The following is a 26,465-nucleotide window of genomic DNA, read 5'->3' on the forward strand; positions in this document are numbered from 1 at the left end:
GGGCGAGAGTCAGGCTGCGGCGCGCTCGAGCGTGATCGCTGTGCGGATGGCGCCGCGGGCGCGTTTCCGGTCCCCGGCGGCGTCGTACGCGAGGCCCAGCCGGAACCAGGCCTTCCAGTCCTCCGGTGCCGCGTCGACCGCGTCGCGGTACTGCGGGAAGTCCGCGTCGGCCGCGTCCCTGACCGGGCGGCCGCTCGCGCGGATCGGCAGGGTCTCGACCGGGAGTTCTCCGCTCGCCTCGAGCAGGCGAACGAGCCTGGCCGAGCGGGATCCGAAGGTGACCTCGAGCACGAGCGCCCAGATCCCGATCAGGGGCAGAACCAGCAGCGCCACGCCGATCGCGATGCCGACGGGTGCGCCACTCTGCAGGAAGAGCACCGCCCGCCACCCGACGAGCACCAGGTAGAAGGCGAGCAGGATCGCCATCATGCCGGCGCCGATGCGGCCCTTCATTCGAAGATCTCGGAGTCGGCGTCGATCTCGGGGACGCTGTCGAGGTCGGGCTCCGCTGCGATCGCGACGATCGCCGCCGGCGGGGTGGGGGGCGCGCCGAGGCCGAGGTCGACGACCTGGTCGAGGCCGACGGTCACGCCGACGGCAGTGCGGGCAGCGTCGAGGGCGAGCAGAATGCCGCGCCGGTACGCGTTGGCGGACAGCGTGTTATGGGAGATCGTGACCGTCTCCCCCGCGCCGCCGAAGATGACGTCCTGCCGGGCGAGCACGCCGTCGAGGCGCAGGCTGTGCACGGGCACGCTCGACACCTGCTGCCCGCGTGCTCGCTGGTCGTTGTGCGGTGCAGACACCGGGCCGAGCTCCGTGCGTGCGAGACCGATGAGCTCGGCGGTGCGGACCGCAGTCCCCGAGGGAGAGTCGACCTTGGCGGCCTGGTGCGTTTCGACGATCTCGATCGAGTCGAAGAGCCGGGCGAGCATGGCCGAGACGGCGGTCGCGACGACGGAACCGATCGAGAAGTTCGGCACGATCACGACGCCGGTGTCACTCCGGCCGCGGATCCGGCGCTCGAGCGTCGTGATGCGGGACTGGGACCAGCCGGAGGTGCCGACGAGCACCCGGATGCCGTTGTCGACGGCGAAGTCGACGACGCTCTGGCTCACGCCGGGCAGGGTGACGTCGACGACGACATCCGCCCCGAGCATGTCGGACAGCGGGCTGCGCGAGTCGAGGCCGGCGTGCAACTCGTACCCGTCGGTCTCCTCGACGAGCCCGCTGATCAGTCGGCCCATCGTGCCCGTAACGCCGACGATGGCCACCCGTGTTGTCATACGACTAATCTACCAAGCGGCAATCCGGCAATCCGGCATCCGGCATACGGGCCCCGCACGACCCGGCGCGAACTGGGCTCACCGGGTTCCCCGACGTAGCCTTGTGGCATGCCAGCCACCCCGAAAGCACCCGGCCCCGTCTTCCGCGAGGTATCCGTGACGGATGCCGGTTCCCTCGCCCTCCTGACGGCCTACTTCAGCGATCGGCAGTCGAGCTTCCCCGTCGAGCAGGGTGCCTACCGAACGACCTTCCCGGTGGCCGGGGACTTCCTGCCGCCGAACGGTGTCTTCCTGCTCGTCGGCGAACCCAGCGGGAACCCGGAGCAGGCCTGGGTCGGGTGCGGCGGCATCCGTCGGATCGGGGACACCCCGGGCGGCGGCGCCCGCTACGAGGTCAAGCACCTCTGGCTGCAGCCGGGCACACGCGGGAGGGGCTGGGGCCGGGCCTTGCTCGCCGAACTCGAGCGGCGGGCGCGATTGTTCGGCGCCGCCGAGCTCGTGCTCGACACGAACGCGAGCCTGCGGGCCGCCGGAGCGCTCTACCGGAGCGCCGGCTTTGCGGATTGCCCGCCGTACAACGACAACCCGAACGCCACCAACTGGTACCGGAAGGGCCTCGCTCGCGACTAGTACAGAGCCCCGCTCGCGCCTGAGAGAGAGTCTCGCTCGCGCCTAGTACAGCAGCGGGTCAGGCAGTCCGGTGCGCATCTCCACGGGCAGGTGCCCGGTGTCGTTGTGGGTGACGAGCGTCCACGGGCGGCCCGGCTTCTGCAACAGCACGGTGAGGCCGCAGTTGGCCTGGTTGATGCTGATCCAGCGCCAGTCCGGAGCACCCAGCACTGCGCGCACGAACCAGCCGATGACGAAGTTGTGCGTGATCAGCAGTTCGTGGCGCTCGCCTCTGCGGGGCTGCAGGAATTCGGCGACGGCGTCGTCCATCTGCGCACGGCCGGCTTCGATCTCCTCCTCGGTGACGGCACCGAAGAACGGGGCGTATGCCGCGGGCGTCTCCGGCGCCATGCCGGTCGGGATGCAGTCGAACAGCAGCGGGGAGGGAACCGGGGTGAGCGAGGGCAGCCGCCCGGCGACGATCTCTGCGGTCTCGGCCGCGCGCTGCAGGGGCGAGTGCCAGGCGTCGGTGAACGGCACGCCGCCGAGGCGTTCCGCGATCAGCTGCGCCTGCCGTTTGCCGCGCGCCGAGAGCGGCCCGTCGGGCAGGCCGTGTTCGGCATCCTGTTGCTCGCCGTGACGAACCAGGTAGATGTAGTGGGGCAACGGGTTCTCTTTCGGTTCGGGGCGTTCGGCCGGACGGCCGGGCGGTACAGGGCCAGGTGACCCGTTGGATCAGGGCCGGACGCCTGGAGGCACGATTCCCGCGAAGACGTCGTCGTCGAGCGCGCCGACGGCGGCGATGGACAGCGGGCCGGCCGCGAGGTCGACGGCGAGGGCCTGCACGTCGTCCGCGGTGACCAGGGCGAGCCGGCGCAGCGCCTCATCGAGGTCGACGAACTCACCGAGGGTGATCTCGGCGCGGCCGAGCCGGGACATCCGGGTGTCGGAGTCTTCGAGGGCCAGCGAGGAGGCACCGGAGAGCTGCCCGTTGGCGCGTTTCATCTCGTCCGCGGTGACACCGTGTTCGGCGAGCCGGTGCAGTTCGCTCAGGAGAAGCTCGGCGACCTGGCCCGCCTTCGCCGGGGTGCAGCCGGCGTACATGCCGAAGAGGCCCGCGTCGGAGTAGCCGGGGGCGAAGGAATAGACGGAGTACGCGAGCCCGCGCTTCTCGCGCACCTCCTGGAAGAGCCTCGACGACATGCCGCCGCCGAAGATGGAGGTCAGAACGCTCATCGTGACGCGGCGATCGTCGGTCGCGAGGAGTCCGGGGAACCCGAGCAGCAGGTTCGCCTGCTCGAGCGGGCGGCGCACGACTGTGACCGCGCTGCCCTGGTGGATCTCGGCGGGTCGCCCGTTGCGACGCCCGACGGGGGCGGCGTGTTCGCCCAGGTCCCAGCCTGCGGAGTAGAGCGCCCGGGTCACGTCTGCGACGAGCACGTCGTGGTCCACGGCGCCCGCGACCGTGACGACGAGGTCCTGCGGGCGGTAGTTGGCGCGGTAGTGCGCGAGCACGGCCTCCGGGGTGGCCGCCCTGATCGTGTCGGGGTTGCCGCCGATCGGGCGTCCGAGCGGATGCTTGCCCATCACGGCCTCGAAGAAGCGCTCGTTCGCAACGTCCGCCGGGTCATCGTCAGCCATGGCGAGTTCCTCGAGGATCACGCCGCGTTCGGTCTCGAATTCGACCGGGTCGATTGTGGACGAGGTGAGCATGTCGGTGAGCACCTCGACGGCCATCGGCAGGTCGCGGTCGCGGACCTTCGCGTAGTAACAGGTGTATTCCTTCGCGGTCATCGCGTTGTGCTCGCCGCCGACGGAGTCGAAGGCAATCGCGATGTCGAGGGCGCTGCGCTTGGCCGTGCCCTTGAAGAGCAGGTGTTCGAGGAAGTGGGTGGAGCCGTAATGCCCGGGCGCTTCGTCGCGGGAACCGACGGCGACCCAGTAGCCGATCGTCAGGCTCCGGCTGCCGGGGACGTGCTCGCTGAGAATGCGCACACCGCTCGGGAGGACGGTCCGGCGCACGACGGATTCGCCGGCGGCTCGGAAGGACAACTCGGCGAGTGTGAGGGGAAATTCAACGGCGCTGTTCATGACACCACCACCCTACGTCACGGCACCGACGGCATCAGGGTGCCTCGCGGAACCGAATTCGAGCGGCGGGCGGCGTCGGCGTCAGCGGCCGGCAGCGAGCCCCGTCACCCGCTCGAGGTCGACCATGTCGCTGCGGGTGAGCCGGATTCCGGCGGCCGCGATGAGGGAATCCACCTGGTCGGGCTGGCTGGCCCCTGCGACGGGCGCCGTGACCCCGGCCTGCGCGAGGAGCCACGCGAGCGCGATCGATGCGGCCCCGGTGTCGTGGTCGGCCGCGATCCGGTCCACCACGCTGAGAACCCTCAGCCCGGGCCTGCTGAGGTGCTTCGCGGCGCGGGCATCCCTCGTCGTACTGTGCAGGTCGGCCTTGGAGCGGTACCGGCCGGCCAGGAAGCCGTGCGCGAGGGAGAAGTAGGGCAGGACCGCGAGGCCTTGGGCCCGGGTGACGAGGGACAGCGAGGACTCGAAGCCTCTGCGCTGCAGCAGGCTGTACTCGGTCTGCAGGGCGACGAAGCGCGGCAGGCCGTTCGCGGCGAGGATGCGGGCCTCCATCAGGCGCTCCCCGGAGAAGTTCGAGGCGGCGAGGTACCGCACCTGGCCGCTGCGCATCAGCACGTCGACGGCGCCGAGGCTTTCCTCGAGCGGCACGGTCGGATCGTCGAAGTGGAAGTGCAGCAGGTCGATGTAGTCGGTGCCCAACCGGTCGAGGGACGCCTGGACCGCGCCGATGATACTCCGGGAGGACAGTCCGGGGTTGTCCCGGTTCTTGCCGATCTTGGTGGCGATCACGGTGCTGTCGCGCGCCTTGCGGGAACGCAGCCAGGAGCCGATGATCACTTCGCTCCGTCCGGAGGTGTAGCTGTCCGCGGTGTCGAGGAAGTTGCCGCCGAGTGCACGGTGCCGGTCGAGGATACGGTGGCTCGTCTCGCCGTCCGCGGTCCAGCCGAAGACGCTCGAGCCGAGGGCGACCGGGTGCACGGAGAGGTCTGTATCCGCGATGGTGCGCCGGGCGCCGACGAGAGGAGGCGCCCGTCCGGCTGGACCGGGATCGAGACGGAGATCGGCGGCGGCCCCTGGAGCGGGTGCGCGGTCACGTGGGCAGAGGCCGGGTGAAGAGCACGCTCGGAATCCTGAATGCCTGACTGGATCATCCGTCACTCCTTACTGCTTACCGCGACTGCTGGGTGTGGCCCCAAAACTGAGAGTAACCCGCGAATCGGCGCACGGAAAGGACACGCCCGAACCGTTATCAAAACGGATGCTGGGCGTCTGCCGCGAGGTCGCCGCGCCACGCCGGATAGAGTTGTACGGGAACGATTCCGGTTACGGCCTTCTGAGCAGGCGTGAGCCCGAACGAATCAGCCGCGAAAGAAGGATCCATGACGCAGCCCACCACCGGCGTGCCGACGACCGGCGCACCCGCGACCGAGATCACCGCAGAGGCGCGCAGGCGGCGCACCTTCGCCGTGATCAGCCACCCCGACGCGGGAAAGTCGACCCTCACCGAGGCGCTCCTCCTGCACGCGCACGCCATCACGACGGCGGGCGCGACCCACGGCAAGGCCGGCCGCCGCGGGACCGTGAGCGACTGGATGGCGATGGAGCAGGCCCGTGGCATCTCGGTGACGAGCGCGGCAATCCAGTTCGAATACCGCGACAGCGTGATCAACCTCGTCGACACCCCGGCCACGCCGACTTCTCCGAAGACACCTACCGGGTCCTGTCCGCGGTCGACGCCGCCGTGATGCTCGTCGACGCGAGCAAGGGCCTCGAGGTGCAGACCATGAAGCTCTTCGACGTCTGCCGTCAGCGCAACCTGCCCGTGATCACCGTGATCAACAAGTGGGACCGGCCCGGCCTCGACGCTCTCGCCCTGATGGACGAGATCCGCACCCGCACCGGACTGCTCCCGACACCCCTGACCTGGCCGGTCGGAGTGGCCGGCGACTTCCGCGGCGTCATCGACCGGTCGACCGAAGAGTTCATCCGCTTCACCCGCACGGCCGGCGGCGCGACCGCCGCAGACAGCGACCGGGTGCCGTTCGAGGTCGCCGCGACCGAGGAAGGCGAGGCCTGGGTCACCGCGACCGAAGAATCCGAACTCCTCGGCGAGGAAGGCCAGGACCACGACGAGGCCACGTTCCTCGCCAACCAGACCACCCCCGTGCTGTTCGCCGCGGCCGTGCTCAACTTCGGCGTGCAGCACATCCTCGACACCCTCGTGGACTTCGCCCCTGCCGCGGAGGCGCGTGTCGACGCGGCCGGCGGGCACCGCCCGGTCGCCTCACCGTTCTCCGGCTTCGTATTCAAGGTGCAGTCGGGCATGAACGCCTCGCACCGGGACTACGTCGCCTTCGTGCGGGTCTGTTCGGGCCAGTTCCGTCGCGGAATGATCGTCACCCACGCCGCAAGTGGCCGGCCCTTCGCGACCAAGTACGCCCAGCACCTCTTCGGACGCGAACGCGAAGTGGCCGACGAAGCCTGGCCCGGCGACATCGTCGGGCTCGTCAACGCGTCGGCACTCCGGGTCGGCGACTCCATCTTCGAGAGCGAACCCGTCGAGTTCCCGCCGCTGCCGATGTTCGCGCCCGAGCACTTCCGTGCTGTGCGCTCCGCGGACAGCAGCAAGCACAAGCAGTTCCGGCGCGGCATCGACCAGCTCGACCACGAGGGCGTCATCCAGGTGCTCCGCAGCGACCTGCGCGGCGACCAGGCCCCGGTGCTCGGCGCCGTCGGCCCGATGCAGTTCGAGGTCGTCGAGGAACGCATGACGCACGACTTCGGCGCCGCGATCCGTTCGGAGTCGCTCCCCTACCAGATCGCCCGCCGCACCAACCGGGAGAGCGCGGAGATCCTCGGCCACGACCGGCAGGTCGAGGTGCTGATGCGCTCAGACGGGACACTCCTCGCCCTGTTCAGCACCCCGTGGCGGTTGCGCAACACGGTCCGCGACCACCCGGAGCTGATGCTCGAAGACCTCGCCGCCGGCGCCCTGGAGCCGGCGCCCTCGGCCTAGTCCTCCCCGGCGGTATCGTTCACCGGAAGCCTCGTTCAGAACGGGGTGGGGTCGTCGGGTGTGGGGTCGAGGTTCCAGACGTCAACGATCGGGACCGGTGGTTTCGGTGCGGGTTTCGGTTTCCGGGGTGGTCTCATATCGGCGGAGGGTTCGACGATGTAGCTGTACCCGGCCGGGGAGGTCCATTCGATGCGACCATCGCCGAGGTGTCTCGGCGTCCACCGGGTGTAGCTCTTCACCGCGTGGTGATACGGGCAGAGGTGGGCGAGGTTCATCGCGTCGGTCTCCCCGCCGTGCTGCCACTCCACACTGTGGTCCAGATCGGACCGCTTGGCGGAGCGCCGGCAGCCCGGGAAGGTGCAGGTTTCATCGCGCACCTCGAGCCACTTCTTGAGCGCGGCGGGTGGTTTGTAGGTGTCGCGTCCCATCGAGAGCACGACCCCGGTTTCCGGGTGGGTGAGCAGCCGGGTGAAGCTCGGCGCCCCGGCCGCGAGACGCCTCGCGGTGTCGGGGTCGATCGGCCCGTACCCGGACAGATACCCGGGCTCCTCGCTCTTCCCCAGCAAGGTCAGCACCGGAACGGTGACGTTGACCTGCGCGGCCACCCCGGCACCGAGTCCGTCCGGGGTGACCCCGCCGATCAGGACGTCGGTGAGGACGTCCGCCGCCAGCTGGGTCAGCGTGCGGGTTTCCTCCGGGCCCTGCAGGGTCAGCGCCGTGTCGAGGGTGCGGTGGTAGGCCGCCTGCACCTTCTCCGCATTCCCGGTCAGATACAGGGAGGCCATGCCGTCGTTGAGGGCCTGGAACACCACGTGCCGGTCCTCCACACTCTTCTGGTGCCTCGCGGTGATGGTTTCCGGGCGGGTGCGTTCCCGCACCCTCCGGGCCCGATCGGCGAGCTTCGCCACGGTCAGCACTTCCGCGTCGGGCACGAGGACCTCCTCGAACACCGCACGCGCCCGCGCGGCCGCTTCCGGGTCATCATCGACTCGGATGCCCCAGGCCTGCTCCATGATCACCTGGGCGTGCCGGTAACTGATCGCCCCGGAGGCCAGGGCCTCCCGGGTCACGGGGAGGTCCTCCGCGAGGGTGCGGCTGGCTTCGATCAGGGTCTCCGCCGTCCGGCGCGGGAGCCGCAGCAGAGCGCCGACCTCGCAGGTGAATTCCTCTTTCGTGGCTTCCTCCGGAGACCACGGCGGGCGAGGCCCACCGGCGCGTTCAGCGGCCTCCGCACGGGCCCGCCCGACATCGGCGAGCACCCGCTGGGCGGTGTAGACCGCGGCGGCCCGGCGAGCGGTGGCCTGATTGATTTCCCGGTCCGCGTCCCGGATCGCGTCATACACCTCGGACAGGGGCGGATCCACAAGGCTCAGATGCCGGGGGTTCAGATACGGGTCGGGAGGGGTCCCGGGCGGGGTCCCGGGCGGGGGCTCCGCCGTGCTTTCCGAGCGAACTTCTGAGGGTTCTTCAGCTGTCATGCCGGTCACTCTACGGAGGACCACCGACATTCCACCGGCATCCGCGCGCCCATGAATCACCTGTGGATAACCCGGTCAAGGAGCACTTTTGTGGAGAAATTCTCTGACAGGCGCTAGCGCTCGGGGCCGACGGCTATCGCGTCACTTCTTCGAGCTCGCGTGCAAGTCTCCGATGTGGCCCGGCGCGGTGACGTCCAGGACGCGCTGGACGAACGCACCGTACTCATCCATGTAGTGCCGGAGAAAGTCCCTGGTGCCCGCATCGGTGATTTCGCCGTCGCCCGTGAAGACCGTCGGATCGAACTTGATGTACGCCTCCGGGGAGTTCAACTGGGGGGCATCGAGGAAGCTCAGCACGCTGCGCATGTTCGACTGCATGACGGCGGTGCCGATATTACCCACGGAGGCGCCGATGATTCCGGTGGGCTTCCGCGCGAAGGAGTTGGTCCCCCAGGGCCGCGAACCCCAGTCGATGGCATTCTTCAGGGCCCCCGGTATCGACCGGTTGTATTCGGGCGAAACGATCAGGATCCCGTCGGAGCCTTCGATGGCAGCTTTGAGGGCGCGCCCCTCCGGTGGATAGTCGGCGTCGAAGTCCTGGCTGTAGAGGGGAAGGTCCCGGATGGGGATTTCCGTGAAGTGCAGGTTCTCCGGGGCGAGCCGGATCAGCGCCCGGGAGAGCGTGCGATTGATGGAGGTGGAGGACAGGCTTCCGACGAAGTAGCCGATCGTGTGTGACGTCATTTCCGTGTTCTTTCCGGAGCGCCCGAACGGCCACGTCAAACGACTGTCCCCGGCATCTCCTGTGTGATGAGCCGACTCCTCCGTCCTATCACACAGTCGTGATCAGCCACACAGTCCGGATCAGCGGGTCATGCTCCGCGGCGGCACCGTGAAGCTGTCCCCGCCGTACTTCTCGTTGGCGACGCTCATGACATCCGGCCACATCCGGTGCCGGGCGGTCGCGGCCTGGCCGCTGTCGAAGTACGTCGTCCGCTGGTCCTGGCCGTCGCCGGACACGTTCACGACCCCGACGACGGTGGCGACCTTCGTGCTGGCCCCGCTCATCCAGGTGTCCTTGTTGTCGTCGGTGGTGCCGGTCTTGCCGATCATCGGCACCCGGGGCGTGGTGGCTCGGTAGGAGGCCGCCGCCGTTCCGCTCGTCATGACCCGTTGCATCGCATAACTCATCCCCGCGGCGACGTCCGTGCTGACGGACTGGGTGCAGTTCGACGTCGGCGCGGGAATCTCCGTACCATCCGGCCCGGTGATCCTGTCGATCAGGATCGGCGTGCACGTCACGCCGTCGTTTGCGATCCCGGCATAGGCGGCCGCCATGGTGAGGGGCGCGATCTCGTTTGTTCCGAGCACGGATGCCGCGCCCTGCTCGAGCGCATTCCCGTCGGCACGGTGCACGCCGAATGCTTCGGCCGTCTTGCGAATGCCGCACAGGTCGAGTTCCTTGGCCATACCGATGAAACCCGTGTTGATCGACTGGATGGTCGACTGCAACGCCGAACTGTACGAGCCGTTCTCCGACGAGGAATCGTTCTTCGGGTTGAACGCCGCCCCGTAGCTTTGCGGCCCGTTGCAACTGTCCTCGAACGTCCCCCAGTTCGACCGGGGCCGGGAACTCACGGACTCGGAGAGGGAATGGCCTTCGTTGAGCCACTCGGCAAGGGTGAAGACCTTGTACGTCGACCCGGTCTGGAACCCGTTGGAGCCGCCCTGGCCGAGGTCGGTGTTGTAGTTGATGCCGCTGAAGTTGTCTCCGGTCGCCTGAACGGCAGGATCCTGGCTGTAGTCCTTGTTCTGGGCCATGTCGAGGACTCGCCCGGTTCCGACCTCCACACTCGTGATGACCCCGCCGACGTCCCAGCCCGGATACGTCGCAGGCACGTTCGCCTTCATTGTGGTCTCGGCGGCGGACTGCAGATCGAGGTCTAGGGTCGTGTAGACGTTGTACCCGCCGAGTCGCACGTTGGCCAGCCGTGTCTCGGCATCCGCCCCGAATGCCGGGTCGTTGCGAAGCGTTTGCATGACGAGGTCGCAGAAGTAGGCGCTGCCGCCTGCTGTCTGGCACCCGGTGCTCGGCTCGGTGATGGTCGGTTCGATCGGGGCGTTGATCGCTGCATCGTGATCTGCCTGGCTGATCTTGCCGTGCTCGAGCATCGCATCGAGGATGTAATCGCGCCTGTCCTTGTTGTCGGCATAACCGTTGGCCGCACCGTTTGTCGCGCTGTCCGGCTTGTCGAGCTGGAATTTGACCGGGTTGTTGACGATCGCGACGAGGCTCGCGGCCTGTGGCAACGTGAGGTTGGCCGCCGTGGTGTTGAAGTAGTAGCTTGCCGCGGCCTCGATTCCGTAGACGGAGCCGCCGAAGCCCGTGATGTTCAGGTACTGAGCGCAGGATTTCGTCCTTGGAGTACTTCTTCTCGAGGCCGATGGCGAGGCTCATCTCCTTGAGCTTCCGGTCGGGGCTCGCCTCGGTGGCCGTGTTGTAGCAGTCCGCGCGTTCCGTCTCGTCGGTGAGCGCTTCGCACTTCTGCACGAGCACGTTCTTCACGTACTGCTGGGTGATCGAGGAGCCGCCCCTGGCTGTGCCGGTGAAGACGGTCGAGACGATGCCGGTCACGGTGCCCCAGATGTCGACGCCCCCGTGGTCGTAGAAGCCCGGATCCTCTCCCGAGGTCGCGGCATCCTTCACGAACGGGCTGATCGCGTCGAACGCGACCTCGACGCGGTTCTGGTCGTAGAACGACGCGAGGAGGTAGGGGTTCCCGCGCTCGTGGTCGCATAGAGGTTGCTCTTCTGCGACAGCCGGCCGATCTCGAGGTCGTCGGGCAGGTTCACGGCGATGACGGTCACGACGGTCGCGATGACGGCCACGACGACACCCATTGCGATCAGGACGATGGAACGACGGCGGAGTCGACGGCCCTTCTTCCTGCTGGGCGGCGAAATTGTCATGGTACGACTATGGCTTTCATTTCTGGACGAGTGGTACGAAGAAGGCGGATGCCGCCGGACCCGCGGGTCCACCGGCATCCGCCTTCGAGTGGCTGCTAGGCGTCGACGACGACGGAGGTGATCACCGGGATGCGGCGGTACTTACGCTGCATCCACCGTGTCACACTCTGGGTGAAGATCTCTTCGAGCTCGGGCCCGTCGACGATCTTGACCTTGTTCGCCGCGCGGAGAGCGTCGTCGATGGACTTCGTCGCGCCCTGGATCCAGGCGTTGTCCTGCACGAAGCCGCGGGCGATGAACTCGACCGGTTCGACGAGCGCGCCGGTGCGGGTGTCGAGGATGCCGAGGATCGTGACCGCGCCGTCGTTGGAGAGCTGCACGCGGTCGGCGAGGGCCTCCTCGGAGGCGACACCGCCGACGGTCATGCCATCGACGAGGACGATCTCGGCCGGAACGCGGCCGACGATCTTGGCGACGCCGTCGATGAGGTCGACGACCACGCCGTCTTCGACGACGAGCACCTGCGCCTCGGGGACACCCGTGCGGATCGCGAGCTCGGCGTTGGCCTTGAGGTGGCGCCATTCGCCGTGGATCGGCATGACGTTCTTGGGCTTGACGAGGTTGTAGCAGTAGACGAGCTCGCCGGCGCTCGCGTGGCCGGAGACGTGCACCTTGGCGTTGCCCTTGTGCACGACATTGGCGCCCCAGCGGGTGAGGCCGTTGATGACCCGGTAGATCGAGTTCTCATTGCCGGGAATGAGCGAGCTCGCGAGGAGGACGGTGTCGCCCTCGCCGATCTTGATCGTGTGTTCGCGGTTCGCCATCCGGGAGAGGGCTGCCATCGGCTCGCCCTGCGACCCGGTGCAGATCATCGTGACCTGGCTGTCCTTCATCCGCTCGAGCGCCTTGACGTCGACGATGAGGCCCTTCGGCACGTGCAGGAAGCCGAGCTTCTCCGCGATGGCCATGTTGCGCACCATCGAGCGGCCGACGAAGGCGACCTTGCGGTTGTGCCTGGCCGACGCGTCGATGACCTGCTGGATGCGGTGCACGTGGCTCGCGAAGCTCGACACGATGATACGGCGCGGCGCGGTGCGGAACACCGAGTCGATGGCCGGGCGGATGTCTTCCTCGGTCATCGTGAAGCCGGGAACCTCGGCGTTGGTCGAGTCCGTCATGAAGAGGTCGACGCCCTCTTCACCGAGACGGGCGAAGCCGGGGAGGTCGGTGAGGCGGTTGTCGAGCGGGAACTGGTCCATCTTGAAGTCACCGGTCGCGAGCACGAGGCCGGCTTCGGTGCGAATGGCGACGGCGAGTCCGTCGGGGATGGAGTGGTTCACCGCGAGGAATTCGAGGTCGAACGGGCCGAAGCTGCGACGCTGGCCTTCCTTGACCTGCTGGAGCTTGGGGGTGATCCGGTGTTCTTCGAGCTTGGCGCTCACGAAGGCGAGGGTGAGCTCGCTGCCGACGACGGGGATGTCCGCGCGCTCGCGGAGGAGGTACGGAACGCCGCCGATGTGGTCCTCGTGGCCGTGGGTCAGCACCACGGCGACGACGTCCTGCATCCGGCTGCGGATGTAGGAGAAGTCGGGCAGGATCACGTTGACGCCGGGCTGGGTCTCCTCGGGGAACAGCACCCCGCAGTCCACGATGAGCAGCTTGCCCTTGTGTTCGAAGACGGTCATGTTGCGACCGATCTCGCCGAGGCCGCCGAGGGGGACGATGCGCAGTCCCCGCTTGATGAGGGACGGCGGGCTGTTCAGGTCGAGTTCGTGCTTAGTCAATTAAATAAACTCATTTCTTGGCGAAACCGCGCACAGGGCAACCGGTCTCATAGCCGGCGCCGGGTCTATCCGGCAGCCGTGGTGACGGGGTTATGCAAATCAGAAGGTGATGCGCGCGTCAGGTCGCGAGGCCGTGAGCCTCATTCGACTGGGCGAAGCCGTGGAAAGCCATCCGGGTGTGTGGAACCGCAGAGCGTGAAAGCGCAGCTGTGGATGGCCGTTGAATCGCGCTGTCAACGCCCAATTCTACCGCATGCGGGCCGCCAGCTCCCCCGGCGGTTCTCCCGCCGTCCCCAGCCGACTCGGAGACTTCGCTAATAGCCTGCGATTATGCCTTCTTCTTCCCCCTGTACGACGCCCCGCTCACCCTCATCGACGGCACGGAGACGACATTCGCCGACTACCGCGGCAAGACCGTTCTCGTGGTCAATGTCGCATCCAAGTGCGGCTTCACGCCCCAGTACGCGGGCCTCGAGGCCCTCTACGAGCGCTTCAAGGACGACGGCCTCGTCGTCCTCGGCCTGCCGTGCAACCAGTTCATGGGCCAGGAGCCCGGGGAGTCCGCCGACATCGAGGCGTTCTGCCAGCTGAACTACGGTGTCACCTTCCCGATGACCGAGAAGGTGGATGTCCGGGGCAAGCACCAGCATCCGCTCTACGCCCAGCTCACCAGGTTCAAGTCCGGCCTGCTGCCCGGCCTCGTCAAGTGGAATTTCGAGAAGTTCCTCGTGAACGCAGAGGGCCAGATCGTGGACCGCTTCGCCTCGACCGTCGAACCCGAGTCACCAGAGCTCGTCGGCGCGATCGAGAAGACGCTCGCCTCCGCCGCCGCCTGACCCGGGTTCAGTAGCTCGAGGTGCAGACGCAGAGCTCGTTGCCCTCGACATCGGCGAGCACCCACCACTCGGGGCGTGCTCGTCAGTGAGCAGCGTGCCGCCGGCCTCGACGATCGCGCTGACGCGTTCCTCGGCGTCGTCACCCGGAACGTAGACGTCCAGATGGATACGATTCCGGTCGGTGCGGGCAATCTCCATGTGCTGGAACCAGACCCTCGGCCCATGACCCCGCGGGTCGACGAGTTCCACGTCGCCGTCGCCGTCGCCGTCGGCCGGCAGCTCGACATATCCGAGGCCGACGCGCCAGAACGGCCGGATCGAGTCGGCGTCCGTGCAGTCGATCGCAACGTCGTACCGGGCGGGCGTCACGGCCGTGCCTTCCGCACCGAGCTCATTCGCGAGCGCCTGGATCTGCAGGGCGAGCCGGAGGTCGCGTTCGGTCACGCCGCCGAGATCATGCGAGCGGAGCCGGAAGGCGACCGTCCCATAGCCGAGTTCGACGTCGGGATGGTGGCCTGCGGCATCCGCCGCCTCGGCGACGCGGTCGAGGAAGCGCACCGCAGAGGCGAAATCGCTCGTGCGGTAGCTCGCGTGCAACGCTCCATCGAGGTGTACGAACGGGCCGCCCGCGAGCACGGGGCCGGTCTGCACGGGACTCTGGATCGAACCGGTTGCGCTCATGTACCTCACTCTGCTCCGGCGCCCGCCGGCGGTCAAGAGAATGAGGCCTGCGAAAGCCGGCGGGAAGCGCGGCGGACCGCCGCGGTGACCCTCCCGACGCGTCCTTCACGGATGCGCCCTCGCGGGGCGTAACACTAATCACTTTGCCCTATTCTGCGGGCCTCCTGCGTGCTAATCTCATGCGTTATGCACAGTCTGGACAGGGTCGACCTCCAACTCCTCCGCGCCCTCTGCGTAGAGCCGCGCAGCACCTTCGTGGCCCTCGCCCAGCGGCTGGGATTGTCCAGGAACACCGTGCAGGCGCGGATGGCGCGGCTCGAAGAATCCAACGCGTTCCTGGCCTTCGATCGCCGGATCAATCCGATCGCCCTCGGCCACCCCTGACGGCGTTCATCCAGGTGCACCTGCAGCAGAAGAGGCTCAGCCAGATCGTCGCAGAACTCAACCAGATCCCCGAGATCGTTCAGGCCCACGGAATGAGCGGGTCGACGGACCTGCTCGTCCTCGTCGTGTGCACGGATGCCGACGACCTGTTCCGCATCGACGGCACGATCCTCGCGTGCGAGGGCGTCGATCGCACGGAGACCTCGCTCGCCATGGGCGAGCTGATCCCGTACCGGATCACCCCGTTGCTCGACCGGGTGACCCGGGAGCGCGGCCCGGCGAACCGCGCCGACGTCGATATCGACGACGAGGCCTGAGTCCGACGGAACGACCGCCCCGCACCGCGCAGTGTCCACAATCTATTTGATAAATTCATCATATAGGTATATAAAGAAGTAATGATGTTTAGTGGCGTAGACCCCCGGTGAGCGTCACCAGACTGACCTCCCTCATCCGTCGCAGCGGGCGGATCGCAGAGCAGGCCCCGCAGGCCCCGCCCTGTTCCCCGGCGCCGGGATCTTCGGCGGCAGCATCCAGGTGCGCTTCATCAATGCCGGCGGCTGCAACGACTGCGCCCAGGAAGTCGCCAGTGCCTTCGGCCCGGTCTACGACGTCGAGCGCTACGGCGTGCGGCTCGTCGCCTCGCCTCGTCATGCTGACGTGCTGCTGATCTGCGGTTCGGTGACCAGGAACATGATCGAACCGCTTCGGCGCACGGTCGTCGCGACCCCCACCCCCGTTTCGTCGTCGCCGTCGGCGACTGCGCGATCACGGGCGGCGTCTTCGCCGACGGCTACGGTGTCGCCGGCCCGGTGTCCGACTTCGTGCACGTCGACCTCGTTGTCCCCGGTACCCCGCCGGAACCTGCCGCCATCGTCGAAGCCCTCCGACGGATGACCGGGCGATGAACGCCGTCCAGTCCGGCCTCGTCGTCCAGGCCCTGCTCGCGCTCGCCGCCGTTGCGACCGGCCTGCTCAGTCCCGTCTCGTGGCGGTCCCGCGCGACCGGCGCGCTCTGCGCCCTCCTCGGCCTCGCCGGCATCGTCACCGGGGCCGCAGCGCTCGGCGGGGCGAACGGCACCCTGACCATCCCGCTCGCTCTCCCGATCGATCCCCTCGTGCTCTCCCCCGACCGGCTCGGCGGCCTCTTCATGATCGTCGTCTCCGCGGTCGGCGCCCTCGTCTCCCTCTTCGGGATCGGCTCGGCCCGCGGCGCGGAGGCCTCACGCACTTCCTGGGCGGCCATGGCCGTCTTCCTCGGCGGCATGCAGCTCGTTCCCGCCGCGACCGACGTCGTGTCCTTCCTGCTCCTCTGGGAGATCATGACCCTCGGCTCCACCGTGCTCCTCCTCGCCGACCACGCGAGCCGGAGCACCGTCTACTCCGCCGCGATCTGGTACTCGGCGATGTCCCAGCTGAGCTTCTTCTTCGTGCTCGCCGGCTTCGGCGTGCTCGTGGCCGCCACCGGCGGTACCGGCTTCCAGACGCTCGCGACCGTGCCGGCCGATTCCTGGCCGGCGAACCTCGCGTTCGTCCTCCTCCTGCTCGGCTTCGGCGGCAAGGCGGAGCTCGTCCCGCTGCACGTCTGGGTTCCCCGGGTGCTGCCAGAGGCGCCGAGCCACGTCGCCGCGGCGATGAGCGGCGCAATGGTCAAGATCGGCGTCTACGGCGCGCTCCTCGTCTGCGTGCGCCTGCTGCCCTCCGGCCCGCCGTGGTGGGGCGTGCTCATCCTCGTGCTCGGCGGTGTGTCCGCCGTGTACGGCATCCTGCAGGCCTCCGTCGCGAGCGACCTCAAGGTGCTGCTGGCCTACTCGACCACAGAGAACATGGGGCTCGTCTTCCTCGGCCTCGGGGCATCCGTGTTGCTGCGCAGTTACAACGCGACGGCCGCCGCCGACGCCGCCCTCGTCGCGGCCCTTCTGCTCATGGTGAGCCACGCCGCCTTCAAGACGACCCTCTTCCTCGGTGCCGGCGCCGTCGCGCACGCGACCGGCGAGCTCAACCTCGACCGCCTCGGCGGCCTGGGCAAACGGATGCCGTGGACGGCAGGCACGTTCGGCCTCGCCAGTCTCGGCGCGGCATCGCTCCCGATCACGAGCGGCTTCGTCGCCGAGTGGATGCTGCTGCAGGCGCTGATCCACGGTGCCCGGCTCGACGGTGAGGTCGTCTCCGTCGCCGCGTCGATCGCGATGCCGCTCGCCGTCGCCGTGCTCGCCCTCACCGCGGGACTCGCACTGCTGACCTTCGTCAAGGCATACGGCATCGCATTCCTGGCCCGGCCGCGCTCCCGGAAGGCGAGCATCGCCCGCGAGGTGCCCTGGGTGATGCGCGTCCCCCTCGTGCTCGGCGCCCTCGCCGTCGTCGGCCTCGGGCTCATGCCCGGCCCGCTCGCCGCGGCCATCGCCGCGGCCGTCGGCCCCGTCATCGTTCCCGACGTGCACACCGTCGGCCTCGCCGGCGTCAGCCTCTCCGGAATCGACGCCGTGCTCGACCCTGGCACCCTCGTCATCCTCGCGGGACTCGTCCTCGTGCCGATCCTCGTCATCGTCGCCCTCGGCGCCCGGCGCCACCCCACCCGGGTGGACCCGCTGCCCTGGGCCGGTGGCGGCTCGAGGCTCCGGCCCCGGATGCAGTACACCGCGACCTCATACGCCGAACCACTCGTGCGGGTCTTCGACGACGTGCTGCGTCCGTCGCGCGACGTCGAGGTCACCCATGTCGGCGAGTCCAGGTACCTCGTCGAGAAGGTGCACGTCGAACAGACCGTCTCCGACGTGATCGAGACCCGGCTCTACCGGCCGGTCCTGAACGCGGCCCAGCGCTTCGGCCTCGCCGCCCGGCGCGCCCAGGACGGCAGCATCCACCGCTACCTCGGCTATTCGTTCGCCGCCCTGCTCGTCGTGCTGATCGCGGTGTCGCTGTGATGCGCGTGGGCACGGGCGCTGCGGCGCACGCGGTTGAGCTGACCTGGGCCGGCATCGGGGCCCCGATCCTGATGGCCGTGCTGCAACTCGCGCTCTTCGTCTTCCTGGCCCCGCTGTTGATCGGCGTGATCCGCCAGGTGCGCGCCCGGCTCGAGGGCCGCGCGGGAGCCGGAATCTGGCAGCCCTGGCGCGACGTGCGGAAGCTCCTCGCCAAGGAGCCTGTGCACGCGGCGGACTCGAGCTGGATGCTGTCGGTCGGCCCGATCGTGCTGCTCGTCTCGAGCCTGCTGCTCTGCGTGCTGCTCCCCTCGTCGGCACCCTCGCGCTCCCGCTCATCCCGAGCGACCTCTTCGTGATCGTCTCTGTCATGCTGATCGGCGTCGTCGCGCTCGCCCTCGTCGGGCTCGACGGCGGCACCGCGTTCGGCGGGATGGGCTCGAGCAGGCACATGACGGTCGCCGCCCTCGTCGAGCCGACCCTGCTGCTCTCGATCTACGCCCTCTCGATCCCGGCGGGCAGTTCGACGCTGTCGCTGATCGTGCAGACCCGGCTCCAGACGCCCGCCGTGATCATCTCCCCCGTGAGCCTGCTCGCGATGGTCGCCCTCGCGATCGCGATCATGGCCGAGACGAGCCGGCTGCCCATCGACAACCCCTCGACGCACCTCGAACTCACGATGCTGCACGAGGCCATGGTGCTCGAAAGCTCCGGGCGCGACCTGGCCTGGCTCGAACTGGGCTCCTGGCTCAAGCTCGCCGCCCTGCTCGGCCTGCTCGGCAACCTCATCGTGCCGTGGGGCGTGCTCACCGACTTCACCGTGCCCGGTCTCCTCCTCGGCGCCGTCGCAGTCGCCGCCAAGGTGCTCGCCCTGGGCACCGCGCTGAGCGTCGGCGAGGTCTTCCTCGCCAAGGCGCGCCTGTTCAGCGTGCCCGAGCTGCTCGCGGGGTCGTTCGCCCTCGCCCTGCTCGCCGTCACCGCCTCCTACCTGGTCGCTTAGGAGCATCCGTGTTCGAAACCACCTACCCGCAACTCATCGGCCTCTGCACCGGCACGCTGCTGCTCACGAGCGCGCTGATGGTCTGGCGGCACTCGATGCTCGCCTCGATCCGCCTGCTCGCCGTACAGGGCCTCGCCCTGGCCGCGCTCGTCGCCGTGATCGGCGTGCAGAAGGGCGAGCTCGAGGTCATCCTCGTCGCCGTGCTCGTGCTGCTCGTCAAGGGCCTCGGCCTGCCGTGGGTGCTCGCCCACGAGTCGAAGGCGACGACCCGAACGGATGAGGCCCCGCGCCTGAACCCGACGGCCTCGCTCCTGACCGTGGCCCTGCTCACGATCCTCGCCTATGTGGTCTCGAGCCGGGTGCTGGCCAGGGACACGAGCGTGTCCGCGCACGCCGCGCCGATCGGGCTCGCGATGGTGCTGATCGGCTTCCTGCTGCTCGTCACCCGGAGGCAGGCGCGGTCGCAGCTGATCGGCTTCCTCGTGCTCGACAACGGCATCGCGACCGTAGCCTTCCTGACGAGCGGCGGCGTCCCGCTCGTGCTCGAGCTCGGCATCTCCCTCGACGTGCTCCTCGTCGTGATGATCCTCTACGTCTTCGCGGGGCGGATGCACAACAAGTTCGGCAACACGGACATCGACCAGCTGAGAAAGTTGCATGACTGATGGCCCCGTCCCTGTCCTTCGCACTCTGGACCCCGCTCGCCCTCCCGGTGCTGTTCGCGCTCCTGAGCCTCACGGTGCCGTCCCCGCGGCTGCGCCGGCTCGGTCCGATCGCCTCGAGCCTGGCCGTGCTCGCCTCCGGGGTGATCCTCGTCGTCGCCGTGTTGCACGACCAGGTGCCGACTCTCGGCGGCGTGCTCCGCGCCGACGCCCTCTCGGCCTACCTGCTCACGGTCGTCGGAGCCATCGGCCTCGTCTCGACCTGGGGCGGACTCGGCGGCGGCGGCCACTCCCAGACTCCCGCGCGCTGGGCGGGCTCCTACGACGGCCTGATCTCGGTGTTCCTCGCCGCCATGTCGCTCGCCGTCGTCGCAGACAACATCGGCCTGATGTGGGCCTCGATCGAGGCGACGACGATCACCACCGCGTTCCTGGTCGGCGCGCACCGCACCGGCAAGTCCCTCGAGGCCTCCTGGAAGTACGTGATCCTCGGCTCCGTCGGCGTCGCGATCGCCCTGCTCGGCATCCTGCTGATCTACGCAGCCTCCCGGGCCACCGGCGAGGCGACGCTGTCCTGGCTCGTGCTCAGCCAGCCTGGCCTGCCCCTCGACCCCGCACTCGTCCGTGCCGGCGGCGCCCTCGCTGTGCTCGGCTTCGCGACCAAGGCCGGCCTCGCACCGATGCACAGCTGGTTGCCGGATGCCCACAGCCAGGCGCCCGCGCCGGTGTCCGGCCTGATGAGCGGCGTGCTGCTCGCGGTCGCCCTGTACGCGATCCTGCGGGTGCAGACCATCACGGACGCCGTGATCGGCCCGGACTTCCTCCGGGCGATGCTGAGCGTGGCCGGCCTGCTCTCCCTGTTCGTCGCCGCCGCCCTGCTCATCCGCCAGCGCGACTTCAAGCGGATGCTCGCATACTCGAGCATCGAGCACATGGGCCTGATGGCGATCGGCGCCGCGGTCGGCGCCGCCGCCCTGCCGGCCGTGCTGCTCTACATGCTCGGCCACGGACTCGTGAAGGCGACGCTCTTCGTCGTCTCCGGCCGGATCCTCGAGGTCGAGGGCACACCGACGATCGCCAACGTCCGGGCGCTGCTCGTGCGCCGCCCAGGGCTGGCGATCCCGTGGCTCGTCGCGATGGCGGCGCTCGTCGGATTTCCCCCTTCAGCATCTTCTTCTCCGAGGTGGGCATCATCCTCACCGGCTGGTCCGCAGGCATGGGCGTCGTCGTCGGCATCGCCCTCGTCCTCCTGCTCGTGATCTTCGCGAGCCTCACCCGGCTCACCGTCGCGCTCACCATCGGTTCCCCGCACGACGCCCTCGACCACACCCCGCCGATCCTGCCGGAGCAGGTGACCCCGCGCGCGACCGCGCCGGGGGACGAATCGGACGCGGACCGCGAAGCCACGGTCCTGTCCCGCCGCGAGGCGGAGGCCGGGATCGACGGTGCCGGAGTCGTGAACGGTGTCGCTGACGTCGCTGACGGCGGGAACGGTCCTGAACCGTTCCCGATGACCTCCAACATCCGCGTGGCCGCTCCGTTCCCCGACACCGTCGCCGTGACCGTCGTCGACGTCGTCGTCGCGCCGGACCGCTCGACCCACGGCCCGCTGCTCCCCCTCGTGCTCGCCCTCGCCACCTGCGCCGTCGTTCCCTTCATCGCGAACCCGGTCGGCGTGCTGCTCGTGCGCGCCGCCGCCGTACTGGGAGGAGCCCACTGATGACCAACCGCGACACGCCTGACCTGAATTCGGCGACGCCCGGCCCGCCGGTCCCCCACGCTCCGGTCCCCCACGCTCCGGTCATGCCGGCGGCCCCGGCCCGGCCCGAGATCCGGGTGCTCGTCCGCGACCGGCTGCGGCAGGAGGCGTCCGCCCTGCTCGACAGCGGCAACCGGCTCGCGATGATCGCCTGCCATGACGACGGAGACGCCCTGCGCGTCGTCTACTCGTTCGCGGGCGTCTTTCCCCGCCGGCAGGTCGACCTCGTCGTTCCGGTGCCGTACACCGACGCCTGGGTGCCGAGCATCGCCGACCTGTCCTACCCGGCCGGCAACTTCGAGCGCGGGATGCGGGACCTGTACGGCGTGCGCCCGGCCGACCACCCGCAGCCGTACCGGCTCGTGCGGCACGGGCACTGGCCGCGCGGCTGGTACCCGATGCGCCGCGGCGCGCGGGTGACCCCCCGGTTCGAGCCGGACGTCGAGTCCTTCCCCTTCGTCGAGGTCGAGGGACCCGGCGTCTACGAGATCGCCGTCGGCCCGATCCACGCCGGGATCATCGACCCCGGCCACTTCCGGTTCTCCGTCGTCGGCGAGACGATCGTGCGCATGGAGGCCCGCCAGTGGTACATGCACCGCGGCGTCGAGCGGCTCTTCGAGGGCCGCAGGCCGGCAGACGGCCTCGAGCTCGCCGAGCAGGTCACCGGGGACACCGTCGTCGGGCACTCCCTCGCATACTGCATGGCCGTCGAGGCCGCGGCGGGCATCGAGGTCCGCGAGACCGACCGGCTGCTGCGCGCCCTCCTGCTCGAACTCGAGCGGATCTACAACCACGTCTCCGACCTCGGCTCGCTCGCGAACGACGTCGGCTTCGGGATCGTGCATTCGCACACCCAGCGGCTGCGTGAGACGCTCCTGCGACTCAACAAGACCGTCACGGGCCAGCGCTTCCTGCGCGGCGGCTTGCGGATCGGGGGCGCCCGGGTGCTCAGCCTGCCGGACCCCGAGGTGCTCCGCGGCGTGGCCGCAGACATGCAGGAGATCATCGCGATCACCCTCGGCCACGCGATCGTGCGCGACCGGTTCACCGGAACGGCGCCGCTGTCCGGGGCCCAGGCCCGCGCGATCGGCACCCTCGGTTACGTCGCGAGGGCGTCGGGGATCGACGCGGACTCCCGCAGGGACCACCCGTTCGTCGACCTCGGCCCGGCGTTCCACGTCGTCACCGAGACCGGCGGGGACGTGCTCGCCCGGTACCGGGTGCGCGCGGGCGAATTCGCGGTCTCGATGGCCGTGGTCATCGACCTCGTGGCGCGCCTCGGCGAGCACCTCGGCAGCGGCACCTCGGTCGACCCGGCCGGGCCCGGCACCGGGCTGGCCTTCGTCGAGGGCTGGCGCGGAAGCATCTGCCACCGGGTCGAGCTCGGAGCCGGCGGTGTGCTCAGCCGGGTCAAGATCGTCGACCCCTCGTTCTTCAACTGGCCGGCGCTGCCCGTCGCGCTCGCGGACACGATCGTGCCCGACTTCCCGCTCGTCAACAAGAGCTTCAACCAGTCCTACGCAGGCAACGACCTCTGATACCCGCCCGCCGTCGCGAAGCGGATGCCGCTAGCGCTCGTCCTGCTCGATCGTGCGGAGGAGCGCGTGGGAGTCTTCGAGACTCGCGACCAGCATCCGCTTCGCAACGGTGAGCAGTTCGGCGACGCCGGCGTCACGGACCGCGTAGAAGATGGTGTTGCCCTCACGGCGGGTGACGACCACGCCGGCGCGGCGCAGCACACCGAGTTGCTGGGAGAGGTTGGAGAGCTCGGAGCCGAGCACCTCCGCGAGGCTGCCGACCGAGCGTTCGCCGCCGACGAGCTGTTCGAGCACTTGCACGCGCAGCGGATGCCCCAGCGACTTGAACAATTCGGCCTTGAGCTGGGCCATGGGCAATCCGGTCATCGGCACCGTTTGATTATATCGCCAATTTATAATGTTCTCAAATAGGTGGGGTTGGGTACGGAAAAGGCCCGCCCTGCCGAAGCAGAACGGGCCTTCCGTCTAACCGACTAACCTGGCGAGAGGTTGTCGGCAGAACCCTAAGACTACGCCTCGGTGGACACCGATGCGACCTCGACGACGGATTCGGCGGACGCCGACTCGTCTTCGAGGACCGGGGCGAGCGACAGCTTGCCACGGTCGTCGATCTTGGTGATCTCGACGAGGACCTTCTGGCCGACTCCGAGCACGTCTTCGACGTTCTCGACGCGCTTGCCACCGGCGAGCTTGCGGACCTCGCTGATGTGCAGCAGGCCGTCCTTGCCGGGGAGGAGCGAGACGAAGGCGCCGAACGCGGCGATCTTCACGACGGTTCCGAGGAACTGCTCGCCGACCTCCGGGTTGGTCGGGTTCGCGATCGCGTTGACCTGGGCACGGGCGGCCTCCGCCGAGGGGCCGTCCACGGCGCCGATGTACACGGTGCCGTCTTCCTCGATCGAGATGTCTGCGCCGGTCTCGTCCTGGATCGCGTTGATCGTCTTGCCCTTCGGGCCGATCAGCTCTCCGATCTTGTCGACGGGGATCTGGACGCTGATCACGCGGGGCGCGGTCGGTGCCATCTCGTCGGGCTTGTCGATGGCGGCGTTCAGCACGGCGAGGATGGTCGTACGAGCATCCTTGGCCTGCGTGAGCGCACCGGCGAGCACAGAGGCGGGGATGCCGTCGAGCTTGGTGTCGAGCTGGATCGCGGTGACGAACTCGCTCGTGCCTGCGACCTTGAAGTCCATGTCGCCGAGGGCGTCTTCCGCACCGAGGATGTCGGTCAGGGCCGCGTAGCGGGTCTTCCCGTCAACGGTGTCGGAGATGAGGCCCATCGCGATGCCCGCGACCGGGGCGCGCAGCGGCACACCGGCGTTGAGCAGGGACAGGGTGGACGCACAGACGGAACCCATCGAGGTCGAGCCGTTGGAGCTCAGCGCCTCGGAGACCTGACGGATGGCGTACGGGAACTCCTCGCGCGACGGCAGCACGGGGACCAGGGCACGCTCAGCGAGCGCTCCGTGGCCGATCTCGCGACGCTTCGGCGTGCCGACCCGGCCGGTTTCACCGGTGGAGTACGGCGGGAAGTTGTAGTTGTGCATGTAGCGCTTCTTGGTGACCGGGCTCAGGGAGTCGATCGTCTGCTCGAGCTTGAGCATGTTCAGCGTCGTGACACCCAGGATCTGGGTCTCGCCGCGCTGGAAGATCGCCGAACCGTGCACGCGGGGGATGATCGCGACCTCGGCGTCGAGCGGGCGGATGTCCGCAAGCCCACGGCCGTCGATGCGGATGCCCTCGTTGAGCACGCGGGAGCGCACGACGAGCTTGGTGACCGACTTGTACGCGGCGGAAACCTGGCCTGCTGCGCTCGCGTCGAGCTCGCCGGCTTCGATCTTTGCGGCGATCGCCGTCTTGACGCTCGCCTTGAGGGCGTCGTCGGCGTTCTGACGGTCGACCTTGTCGGCGATCTGGTAGACGTTCTTCAGCTCGTCATAGGCGAGCGCGGCAACGGCGTCGTAGGTGGCGGGCACGTACGGCGGGAACACCGGGTAGTTGCCTGTCGGCTTCGCGGCCGCGGCTGCGACCTTCTGCTGCGCCTCGATGAGCTGCTTGATGAAGGGCTTCGAGGCTTCGATGCCCTCGGCGATGACCTCTTCGTTCGGCTTGATGGCGCCGCCCTGGATCAAGGTCCAGGCGTTGTCGGTGGCTTCGGCCTCGATCATCATGATCGCGACGTCTTCGCTGCCATCGGCATCCGTCACAACGCGGCCGGCGACGACCATGCTGAACACGGCCTCTTCAACCTGCGAGTGCTTCGGGAACGCGACCCACTGGCCGGAACCGTTCTGGTCGGGGATGAGCGCGACGCGGACGCCACCGATCGGGCCGGAGAACGGCAGGCCGGCGATCTGGGTCGACATCGACGCGGCGTTGATCGCCAGCACGTCGTAGTACATCGTCCGGCGCGATGGCGAGGACGGTGACGACGACCTGGATCTCGTTGCGGAGTCCGTCGACGAACGACGGGCGCAGCGGCCGGTCGATCAGGCGGCAGGTGAGGATCGCCTCGGTCGACGGGCGACCTTCGCGACGGAAGAAGCTGCCCGGGATGCGGCCGGCAGCGTACATACGCTCCTCGACATCGATGGTCAGCGGGAAGAAGTCGAAGTTTTCCTTGGGCTGCTTGCTCGCGCTCGTGGCGGACAGCAGCATCGTCTCTTCGTCGATGTATGCGGCGGCAGAACCCTGCGCCTGCTGGGCGAGACGGCCGGTCTCGAAGCGGATCGTGCGAGTGCCGTACTTGCCGTTGTCAATAACGGTTTCGGCGAACGTGATTTCTGGACCCTCCATATGGGGGTTCTCTCCTTTTGTGTTTGCTTCTCGCCATTCCGGCGATGAAGACTTGCGCACCCGTATGGCGCGCAAGGCGTGCGGACAATCCATAGATTGGCCTCGCCAAGTCTAACAGAGCGCTCTTGCTCCGGATCTGCGCTTAAACGGCGGCGTCGAAGACCGGGCCGTCGACGCAGACGAGGGGACCCTCGACCGCGGGATCCGTGCGGACCGGGGCCGCGCATCCGTGGCAGTAGCCGAGCCCGCACGCCATGTGCGCCTCGAGGGAGGCCTGCACGGGCACGCCCCATTCGGCGCCGAGTTCTGCGGCGAGCCGGGTGAGCACGCCGGCGCCGCAGACGAAGACGACGTCGGGCGGACCGGCGGCGAACTGGCGGCGCAGGAGAGCCCCGAGTGCGGGAAGGTCGGCGGTGCCCTCCGCGTCGGTGACCGGGATGAAGCGCGCACCGAGTTCGGCGCATTCGGCGGAGCCGATGAGGCTCCCCTGGTGCGTCCGCTCGCGACGAGCGTCGCCTCGATGCCGCGGGCCGCCGCATCCTCGACCGAACCCATCACGGCGCACACGCCGACGCCGCGGCCGATCATCAGCGCCCGGCGGGTTCCGGACGGGAACTCGAAGCCGCGGCCGAGCGGCCCGGTCACGAGCAGCCGCTGCCCC

23 protein-coding genes and 5 pseudogenes are annotated in these 26,465 nt (G+C 68.7%); 12 read left to right on the plus strand and 16 right to left on the minus strand.

Features of this window, described 5'->3' with window-relative positions; genetic code table 11:
- Positions 1–9: 9 nt before the first annotated feature.
- Together RGU41_RS09985 and dapB are read right to left on the minus strand one after the other, a co-directional pair.
- The gene (locus tag RGU41_RS09985; RefSeq protein ID WP_134559762.1) at positions 10–453 is read right to left on the minus strand and encodes a tetratricopeptide repeat protein; all 444 of its coding nucleotides are present in this window, start codon (positions 451–453) and stop codon (positions 10–12) included.
- Positions 450–1,283, minus strand: a complete 834-nt coding sequence (gene dapB / locus RGU41_RS09990) for a 4-hydroxy-tetrahydrodipicolinate reductase (protein ID WP_134446930.1) — start codon at positions 1,281–1,283, stop codon at positions 450–452. The genes RGU41_RS09985 and dapB overlap by 4 nt, the downstream gene beginning before the upstream one ends.
- Positions 1,284–1,391: 108 nt before the next feature.
- Between dapB and RGU41_RS09995 the strand changes: the two genes are divergently transcribed.
- Positions 1,392–1,913, plus strand: coding sequence for a GNAT family N-acetyltransferase (locus RGU41_RS09995; RefSeq protein ID WP_134559764.1), 522 nt, complete (start codon positions 1,392–1,394; stop codon positions 1,911–1,913).
- A 42-nt stretch (positions 1,914–1,955) separates the two neighbouring features.
- Here RGU41_RS09995 and RGU41_RS10000 read toward each other — a convergent pair whose 3' ends face one another.
- The 3 genes from RGU41_RS10000 to RGU41_RS10010 form a co-directional block, all read right to left on the minus strand.
- Positions 1,956–2,558 (minus strand): histidine phosphatase family protein, encoded by a 603-nt coding sequence (locus RGU41_RS10000; RefSeq protein WP_134446926.1) that lies wholly within the window; start codon positions 2,556–2,558, stop codon positions 1,956–1,958.
- Positions 2,559–2,627: 69 nt separating this feature from the next.
- On the minus strand, positions 2,628–3,983 hold the full coding sequence (locus RGU41_RS10005; protein ID WP_134446924.1) for a M16 family metallopeptidase: 1,356 nt from the start codon (positions 3,981–3,983) through the stop codon (positions 2,628–2,630).
- An 81-nt stretch (positions 3,984–4,064) separates the two neighbouring features.
- Positions 4,065–4,961, minus strand: coding sequence for an aldo/keto reductase (locus RGU41_RS10010; protein ID WP_322136141.1), 897 nt, complete (start codon positions 4,959–4,961; stop codon positions 4,065–4,067).
- A gap of 401 nt (positions 4,962–5,362) precedes the next feature.
- On the opposite strand from RGU41_RS10010, the pseudogene RGU41_RS10015 reads away from it, so the two are divergent.
- Positions 5,363–6,999: pseudogene (locus RGU41_RS10015) on the plus strand (peptide chain release factor 3).
- Positions 7,000–7,034: 35 nt separating this feature from the next.
- Here the strand turns inward: RGU41_RS10015 and RGU41_RS10020 are convergent.
- The 6 genes and pseudogenes from RGU41_RS10020 to RGU41_RS10045 form a co-directional block, all read right to left on the minus strand.
- Positions 7,035–8,477, minus strand: a complete 1,443-nt coding sequence (locus tag RGU41_RS10020) for an HNH endonuclease signature motif containing protein (RefSeq protein WP_322136142.1) — start codon at positions 8,475–8,477, stop codon at positions 7,035–7,037.
- Positions 8,478–8,618: 141 nt separating this feature from the next.
- Positions 8,619–9,221 (minus strand): NADPH-dependent FMN reductase, encoded by a 603-nt coding sequence (locus tag RGU41_RS10025; RefSeq protein WP_134449613.1) that lies wholly within the window; start codon positions 9,219–9,221, stop codon positions 8,619–8,621.
- A 120-nt stretch (positions 9,222–9,341) separates the two neighbouring features.
- Positions 9,342–10,874 (minus strand): transglycosylase domain-containing protein, encoded by a 1,533-nt coding sequence (locus tag RGU41_RS10030; RefSeq protein ID WP_322137336.1) that lies wholly within the window; start codon positions 10,872–10,874, stop codon positions 9,342–9,344.
- 67 nt (positions 10,875–10,941) lie between these two features.
- Positions 10,942–11,184, minus strand: a pseudogene (locus tag RGU41_RS20880) (transglycosylase domain-containing protein); the annotation flags it as partial.
- Positions 11,181–11,447: a hypothetical protein gene (locus RGU41_RS10040; RefSeq protein WP_322136144.1), complete on the minus strand. Its 267-nt coding sequence runs from the start codon at positions 11,445–11,447 to the stop codon at positions 11,181–11,183. The gene RGU41_RS10040 and the pseudogene RGU41_RS20880, both read right to left, overlap by 4 nt.
- Before the next feature lie 95 nt (positions 11,448–11,542).
- Positions 11,543–13,231: a ribonuclease J gene (locus tag RGU41_RS10045; protein ID WP_322136145.1), complete on the minus strand. Its 1,689-nt coding sequence runs from the start codon at positions 13,229–13,231 to the stop codon at positions 11,543–11,545.
- A 347-nt stretch (positions 13,232–13,578) separates the two neighbouring features.
- Between RGU41_RS10045 and RGU41_RS10050 the strand changes: the two genes are divergently transcribed.
- Positions 13,579–14,067 carry a glutathione peroxidase gene (locus RGU41_RS10050; protein ID WP_416173181.1) on the plus strand — a complete coding sequence of 163 codons (489 nt, stop codon included), beginning with the start codon at positions 13,579–13,581 and terminating at the stop codon, positions 14,065–14,067.
- Here the strand turns inward: RGU41_RS10050 and RGU41_RS10055 are convergent.
- Positions 14,014–14,748: a 4a-hydroxytetrahydrobiopterin dehydratase gene (locus RGU41_RS10055; protein ID WP_322136146.1), complete on the minus strand. Its 735-nt coding sequence runs from the start codon at positions 14,746–14,748 to the stop codon at positions 14,014–14,016. The two genes, RGU41_RS10050 and RGU41_RS10055, sit on opposite strands and share 54 nt — an antisense overlap.
- A gap of 186 nt (positions 14,749–14,934) precedes the next feature.
- Between RGU41_RS10055 and RGU41_RS10060 the strand changes: the two are divergent.
- A pseudogene (locus RGU41_RS10060) lies at positions 14,935–15,449 on the plus strand (Lrp/AsnC family transcriptional regulator).
- Between the two features lie 88 nt (positions 15,450–15,537).
- Here the strand turns inward: RGU41_RS10060 and RGU41_RS10065 are convergent.
- Positions 15,538–15,786 (minus strand): hypothetical protein, encoded by a 249-nt coding sequence (locus RGU41_RS10065; protein ID WP_322136147.1) that lies wholly within the window; start codon positions 15,784–15,786, stop codon positions 15,538–15,540.
- Here RGU41_RS10065 and RGU41_RS20885 point away from each other — a divergent pair.
- From RGU41_RS20885 to RGU41_RS10105, 8 genes and pseudogenes are all read left to right on the plus strand, one after another.
- Positions 15,670–16,040: pseudogene (locus RGU41_RS20885) on the plus strand (NADH-quinone oxidoreductase subunit B family protein). The gene RGU41_RS10065 and the pseudogene RGU41_RS20885 sit on opposite strands and share 117 nt — an antisense overlap.
- Positions 16,037–18,055: a proton-conducting transporter membrane subunit gene (locus tag RGU41_RS10075; protein WP_134558602.1), complete on the plus strand. Its 2,019-nt coding sequence runs from the start codon at positions 16,037–16,039 to the stop codon at positions 18,053–18,055. Before RGU41_RS20885 ends, RGU41_RS10075 begins: the two are co-directional and overlap by 4 nt.
- Positions 18,055–18,411, plus strand: coding sequence for an NADH-quinone oxidoreductase subunit H (locus RGU41_RS10080; protein WP_322137338.1), 357 nt, complete (start codon positions 18,055–18,057; stop codon positions 18,409–18,411). Before RGU41_RS10075 ends, RGU41_RS10080 begins: the two co-directional genes overlap by 1 nt.
- Positions 18,408–19,052 carry a respiratory chain complex I subunit 1 family protein gene (locus RGU41_RS10085; protein WP_322136149.1) on the plus strand — a complete coding sequence of 215 codons (645 nt, stop codon included), beginning with the start codon at positions 18,408–18,410 and terminating at the stop codon, positions 19,050–19,052. Before RGU41_RS10080 ends, RGU41_RS10085 begins: the two co-directional genes overlap by 4 nt.
- An 8-nt stretch (positions 19,053–19,060) precedes the next feature.
- The gene (locus tag RGU41_RS10090; protein WP_134449605.1) at positions 19,061–19,717 is read left to right on the plus strand and encodes a hypothetical protein; all 657 of its coding nucleotides are present in this window, start codon (positions 19,061–19,063) and stop codon (positions 19,715–19,717) included.
- A complete protein-coding gene (locus RGU41_RS10095; RefSeq protein ID WP_322136150.1) occupies positions 19,717–20,973 on the plus strand; it encodes a proton-conducting transporter membrane subunit in 1,257 nt (418 codons plus the stop codon). Before RGU41_RS10090 ends, RGU41_RS10095 begins: the two co-directional genes overlap by 1 nt.
- Positions 20,898–21,434, plus strand: coding sequence for a hypothetical protein (locus RGU41_RS10100; protein ID WP_322136151.1), 537 nt, complete (start codon positions 20,898–20,900; stop codon positions 21,432–21,434). Before RGU41_RS10095 ends, RGU41_RS10100 begins: the two co-directional genes overlap by 76 nt.
- Positions 21,434–23,011 carry an NADH-quinone oxidoreductase subunit C gene (locus RGU41_RS10105; protein WP_322136152.1) on the plus strand — a complete coding sequence of 526 codons (1,578 nt, stop codon included), beginning with the start codon at positions 21,434–21,436 and terminating at the stop codon, positions 23,009–23,011. The genes RGU41_RS10100 and RGU41_RS10105 overlap by 1 nt, the downstream gene beginning before the upstream one ends.
- 30 nt (positions 23,012–23,041) lie before the next feature.
- Here RGU41_RS10105 and RGU41_RS10110 read toward each other — a convergent pair whose 3' ends face one another.
- The 3 genes and pseudogenes from RGU41_RS10110 to RGU41_RS20890 all read right to left on the minus strand — a co-directional run bounded on the left by RGU41_RS10110 (position 23,042) and on the right by RGU41_RS20890 (position 26,060).
- On the minus strand, positions 23,042–23,377 hold the full coding sequence (locus RGU41_RS10110; protein ID WP_134449604.1) for an ArsR/SmtB family transcription factor: 336 nt from the start codon (positions 23,375–23,377) through the stop codon (positions 23,042–23,044).
- A gap of 143 nt (positions 23,378–23,520) precedes the next feature.
- Positions 23,521–25,804, minus strand: a pseudogene (locus tag RGU41_RS10115) (polyribonucleotide nucleotidyltransferase).
- A gap of 142 nt (positions 25,805–25,946) precedes the next feature.
- A complete protein-coding gene (locus RGU41_RS20890; protein ID WP_416173182.1) occupies positions 25,947–26,060 on the minus strand; it encodes a hypothetical protein in 114 nt (37 codons plus the stop codon).
- Positions 26,061–26,465: the final 405 nt, after the last annotated feature.

It is taken from the genome of Cryobacterium sp. 10C3 (genome assembly GCF_034314285.1).
GTDB lineage: Bacteria > Actinomycetota > Actinomycetes > Actinomycetales > Microbacteriaceae > Cryobacterium > Cryobacterium glucosi.

Bases quoted from the DNA above. Each gene is read 5' to 3' on its own strand.
- RGU41_RS09985 (WP_134559762.1), bottom strand. From the start codon at position 453: ATGAAGGGCCGCATCGGCGCCGGCATGATGGCGATCCTGCTCGCCTTC.
- dapB (WP_134446930.1), bottom strand. From the start codon at position 1,283: ATGACAACACGGGTGGCCATCGTCGGCGTTACGGGCACGATGGGCCGA.
- RGU41_RS09995 (WP_134559764.1), top strand. From the start codon at position 1,392: ATGCCAGCCACCCCGAAAGCACCCGGCCCCGTCTTCCGCGAGGTATCC.
- RGU41_RS10005 (WP_134446924.1), bottom strand. From the start codon at position 3,983: ATGAACAGCGCCGTTGAATTTCCCCTCACACTCGCCGAGTTGTCCTTC.
- RGU41_RS10020 (WP_322136142.1), bottom strand. From the start codon at position 8,477: ATGACAGCTGAAGAACCCTCAGAAGTTCGCTCGGAAAGCACGGCGGAG.
- RGU41_RS10025 (WP_134449613.1), bottom strand. From the start codon at position 9,221: ATGACGTCACACACGATCGGCTACTTCGTCGGAAGCCTGTCCTCCACC.
- RGU41_RS10040 (WP_322136144.1), bottom strand. From the start codon at position 11,447: ATGACAATTTCGCCGCCCAGCAGGAAGAAGGGCCGTCGACTCCGCCGT.
- RGU41_RS10055 (WP_322136146.1), bottom strand. From the start codon at position 14,748: ATGAGCGCAACCGGTTCGATCCAGAGTCCCGTGCAGACCGGCCCCGTG.
- RGU41_RS10065 (WP_322136147.1), bottom strand. From the start codon at position 15,786: ATGACGAGGCGAGGCGACGAGCCGCACGCCGTAGCGCTCGACGTCGTA.
- RGU41_RS10075 (WP_134558602.1), top strand. From the start codon at position 16,037: ATGAACGCCGTCCAGTCCGGCCTCGTCGTCCAGGCCCTGCTCGCGCTC.
- RGU41_RS10080 (WP_322137338.1), top strand. From the start codon at position 18,055: ATGCGCGTGGGCACGGGCGCTGCGGCGCACGCGGTTGAGCTGACCTGG.
- RGU41_RS10095 (WP_322136150.1), top strand. From the start codon at position 19,717: ATGGCCCCGTCCCTGTCCTTCGCACTCTGGACCCCGCTCGCCCTCCCG.
- RGU41_RS10105 (WP_322136152.1), top strand. From the start codon at position 21,434: ATGACCAACCGCGACACGCCTGACCTGAATTCGGCGACGCCCGGCCCG.
- RGU41_RS10110 (WP_134449604.1), bottom strand. From the start codon at position 23,377: ATGACCGGATTGCCCATGGCCCAGCTCAAGGCCGAATTGTTCAAGTCG.
- RGU41_RS20890 (WP_416173182.1), bottom strand. From the start codon at position 26,060: ATGGCGTGCGGGCTCGGCTACTGCCACGGATGCGCGGCCCCGGTCCGC.